We start from the raw sequence: 4,001 nt of genomic DNA, 5'->3' as shown, positions 1-4,001 counted from the left end.
TCCGTTGTGTGGTGAAGCCTAGACACCTCCACCACACCGGAGGTCTTCGCCATGATCAAGCCCAGCCGGTGTCAACAACGCTCGTGATCAATACACCTAGAGGGTGGAGCGGGAGGAGCTCGGGGCACTGCCCACGCAGCTGACCGACCAGGCAAGACACTCGGCACGTGACGCGCGACGACACGCCGCGCGGCCCCATCCGGCGAGAAGCGGAAGCGGAACTGCGACCCATCGCCCACGGTCAGCGAGACTCTTTACTAGAGTATCTGCTCCATTAATAGGGTAGTCTGTGCTTATGCGCACCGTTGATCCCGAGCAGCACGCCCGTAAGCGGGCGGAGATCCTGGCCGCCGCGGCACAGGAGTTCGCCGTGAACGGGGTCGACGGCACCTCGACGGCGAGCATCTGCCGCCGGGCCCGGATCGGGTCAGGGACCTTGTTCCACTACTTTCGGACCAAACGGGCCATCTTCCACGCACTGTTCGCCGACGACCTGGCCGGCAACGCCACCGCCTGCGAGGCGGCGCTGGCAGCCGAACGGGCGCAGGACGGAGTCGTCGCACTGGTGGATCACCTCGTCGGTGACCTGGCGGACCCGCTCGTGCCCGGCTTGACGGCCGCGGCGTTGCTGCAAGCCCAGCGGGACGCGAAGTTCGCCGCGCTGCTCGCCGCCGACGAGCAGCGGACGCTGACGGCGCTGACAGCGCTGCTGCAGCGGATGGTCCGCGAGGGCGCCGCTCTCGCCTTCGAGCCGCCCCGGGTGGCCCGGTGGATCGTGACGATGGTCGACGCGACCTTTCTGGCGGCCGTGGAGGACGACTTCGCCCCGGCGTCCCACAAAGAGGAACTGCACCGGATCCTCGCCTGGCTGACGGGGAGCGCTCGCGGCACGGAGCCGCCGACGTGAGGGGCGGAGCGGCACCAGGGGCAGAGCCGTCGAGCGGGTGCCCGTAGCGGGCGGGCGACCGGTGGTGGTCAGCGACCGGGCGTCAGAACGTCGACGAGGGCGGGGCGGCCATCGCGGTTGAGGATCTCGGTGGAGACCGGCACCTCAAGAGGGGACACTCGCGGGATGGGTCGCAGCATGTCGGCGGAATCGGTCGGGCGAGGGTGGGATGGGCCGTGGTATCGGGTCCGACTGGAGGGTTTCGAGGCACTGTTCCTGCCGGGGCCTGGCGAGGACCTGGACTCGCTGTGCAATGTCGATGTCGAGGTTCGGACGGTGTTCACCGTCGCCGAGGTCGAGCGCATGATGGAGAACTGGTCTCGCAGTGGTGAGGCGCTGGGAGGCCGCTACTTCTGGTGCCCGGACGGCCTGATCGTGCGCGATTCCGGCATCGACGGCATGACCCAAATGGTCAGGAACTGCTCGGCGCCAGTGAGTTCGACGATGCCTTCCGACGGCTTGAGGGTGAGCGAACGGAGGCCAGTTCGCCGAGTAGTCAGAGGCCGGGGAATTGATGGTCGCGGGTGATCGGCGTGACTTCGTGGACGGCGAGTTCCTCTGGGGCCGGCGAGAGCGGGGCCGGAGTTCGGAGGGAATCGTTCGACCACCCTCGCCAGGGCCTCCTCGGGTGTCGCGGCCGTCCTCATGCTCTGGCTGAAGTGCAGTTGCTGTCAGCACCGAGGCGTGGATGACGTGATCGCTGGGTGGGACGAGGTCGTTCATCGGCACGGCGTCGGCGTCGTTGATGTCGCCGGCGACGACGTCCGGGTCTGCGGGCGAGATGCCGAACACGGAAGAGCGGCCGTGGCTGCCGTAAGCGTCGAGTCGACCTACGCAACGCCGCGCGCCCAGTGAAAGTTCCACCTGGTCAGGGTGGACGGACAAGCCATTCCCGCGCGCTGACACATCATCCGCGATAGCCGCGGAGGCTGGTGGCTTTCGGACTATGAAACCACCCGTTTTGTCATGGAAGACCTATCCTTCATGCAGGAGAAATAGGCCATTCCGTATAAATGTCTAGACCGCACACTGTCGGCAACTTATGCTGAAGCGCCCAGCGATATGGAGCCGTGGAATAATCCGGCTCAGGCCGAAATCTGGGAACCGAACCGAACGGAACGAACGATTCTCCTATTTCTGGGATGCGAACGAATCGCGTCCACTCAGAAGGGTAGGCAGTTCGATGCAATGGAAGAGCGCACTCGCCACGGTAGTGATGGCGGGCGCGATGGCCGGCGGATCAACTCTGGCTCTCGCTCCTGCAGCTCAGGCCGCACCGCCCAAACCTGGCTGCCTCGGTGCCCGGGCGTTCTGCTTCTGGTACAACTCCAACCAGACCGGCTCAGTCGCGGGATGGGACCTGAACACTGGATTTCGAGGATTCCAGAATCTGGCGGATGCGGGGAAGTTCCTCACATCCGGTAACGGTCAGGGGGTTCCGGTGAAGAACAATGCCGCCTCTGCGACCTATCAGTTCCCTGGAAACTGCGGGGGATCTGTAGACGTCTACTTCAACAGCGGATGGACCGGTGCCTCCGACAACGTACCGGCTTGCAGTGGCGTCAACTTGGTGAAGACCAAGAACAACAACGCTTCCTTCTACAGGAACTAATGCGCACGGGAAGGGAAGGCGTCATGTCCCATCCGCTCCGTCGCTCCGCGGCCAGCGCCCGGCTGCGCGGCGCGATGCTCGTGAGCGGTGCCTTCCTGACCGTTGCGTCCTGCACGGCCGGAGGGGGTGGTGCGGCGGGAGAATCCTCCGCTCCGCCCTCTCCGCCGGCAGGGAACGCCACTCCCTCAGAGAGGGCTGACCCTATAGCGCTTCCCCTGGATCGCTATTTCCTGTCGACGGCAGAGAGAAAAAAACTCCTGTCCGCCCTGGATGTCCTGGTCGCGGCTTGCATGAAGCAGGCCGATGTGAAGATTCCTCCCGCTACAAAAATCGCTGCGGAACCACCGCGTTATGAGCGGCGATACGGGATCAGCAACTCGCAAGAAGCAATTCTCTACGGCTACCACCGCCCGGAGCGACCCGCCGATAACGCGCCACCCATCACTGAGCGGCAGAAAATAGCGTTGACGGGCACACCTGATGGAAATCCGGGCCCTGGCGGCAGCCCGCCCAAGGGATGCCAGGCTACAGCAGCGCAAAATATCACCGGAAGCGACTTTTATCCTGCGGACCCCCTCGCCGTACGACAGTTGAACGTGGACTCGTTCGAGCAGTCCAAGCAGGACGGACTGGTACGGGCTGCGCTACGAAAATGGTCGGCCTGTATGAGATCCAGCGGATTCTCCTACGCGACCCCGCTGGATTCCCCTAACTCCATGGCGCCCGGCCCACGCCCATCGGAAAGAGAAATCTCTACAGCCCGCACGGATATCGCATGTAAGAAAAAGACACGCCTCATAGACGTTTGGCAGACAGCGGAATCAACCTACCAGCACCAGCTGATAAAAGAACGGCACAAGTCACTCGCCCTCACCCAACGCGAACGCGCAACCCAACTGGACCGGGCCACCCGCGTACTGGCCGACAGTGACAAGACACCCACCCGATAACACGGGACCCCTCGTCGCAGCGAAAGACAAGCCGGAGAGACTCCGAAGAACGTGAGCGTGCCGTGGCCCCTCCGGCTCCCGCCACGACGTGCGCGATGGGACGCTCGGCGTCCACACGCTCGCGTAATCGGTGCTCGTGATTGCCCTGCACCCATTCGACAGCACCGGCACTACCGCATCGGCCGCCAATGCCCTCGGACGCGTCGGCACCAGCGTCGACCTCTCACCCGCCTACACCCAGTTCGCCGCTTGGCGCAGCCAGCCCCTCCTCGACACGGTCCGCCGCCGCGCCACCACCCGGCGCTGAGGCGCTACCAATCTCCCGATCGGATGCAACTTCATGCGGGGACTTGCCGGTTCCCCGTACCAGCCCCTCAGGAAGTGGAACAAGCTCTGATCTTGTCCTACCTTCCAAGCGTGGGCCTGAGACGGTCATTCGTAAGATCGTCGGGCCCAGGGGTTCCGGGTATGGCTGTGAGCTTGTCGCCGTCCG

4 protein-coding genes and 1 pseudogene are annotated in these 4,001 nt (G+C 64.4%); all 5 read left to right on the top strand.

Translation table 11 applies throughout. The features are described from left to right. Window positions 1-295: 295 nt before the first annotated feature. The 5 genes and pseudogenes from AB0I49_RS38155 to AB0I49_RS38135 all read left to right on the top strand — a co-directional run bounded on the left by AB0I49_RS38155 (window position 296) and on the right by AB0I49_RS38135 (window position 3,815). On the top strand, window positions 296-907 hold the full coding sequence (locus AB0I49_RS38155) for a TetR/AcrR family transcriptional regulator (RefSeq protein WP_363231832.1): 612 nt from the start codon (window positions 296-298) through the stop codon (window positions 905-907). A gap of 165 nt (window positions 908-1,072) precedes the next feature. Next, window positions 1,073-1,461, top strand: a pseudogene (locus tag AB0I49_RS38150) (hypothetical protein). A 668-nt stretch (window positions 1,462-2,129) separates the two neighbouring features. Then, the gene (locus AB0I49_RS38145; RefSeq protein ID WP_363231831.1) at window positions 2,130-2,558 is read left to right on the top strand and encodes a hypothetical protein; all 429 of its coding nucleotides are present in this window, start codon (window positions 2,130-2,132) and stop codon (window positions 2,556-2,558) included. Between the two features lie 23 nt (window positions 2,559-2,581). Beyond that, the gene (locus AB0I49_RS38140) at window positions 2,582-3,508 is read left to right on the top strand and encodes a hypothetical protein (protein WP_363231830.1); all 927 of its coding nucleotides are present in this window, start codon (window positions 2,582-2,584) and stop codon (window positions 3,506-3,508) included. A gap of 136 nt (window positions 3,509-3,644) precedes the next feature. After that, a complete protein-coding gene (locus AB0I49_RS38135) occupies window positions 3,645-3,815 on the top strand; it encodes a hypothetical protein (RefSeq protein ID WP_363231829.1) in 171 nt (56 codons plus the stop codon). Window positions 3,816-4,001: the final 186 nt, after the last annotated feature.

Origin of the sequence: Streptomyces sp. NPDC050617 (genome assembly GCF_040654795.1) — a bacterium.
Classification (GTDB): Bacteria; Actinomycetota; Actinomycetes; order Streptomycetales; family Streptomycetaceae; genus Streptomyces.
The sequence above is the reverse complement of the archived record's forward strand: the minus strand, read 5'-3'. Positions and strand labels throughout refer to the sequence as shown.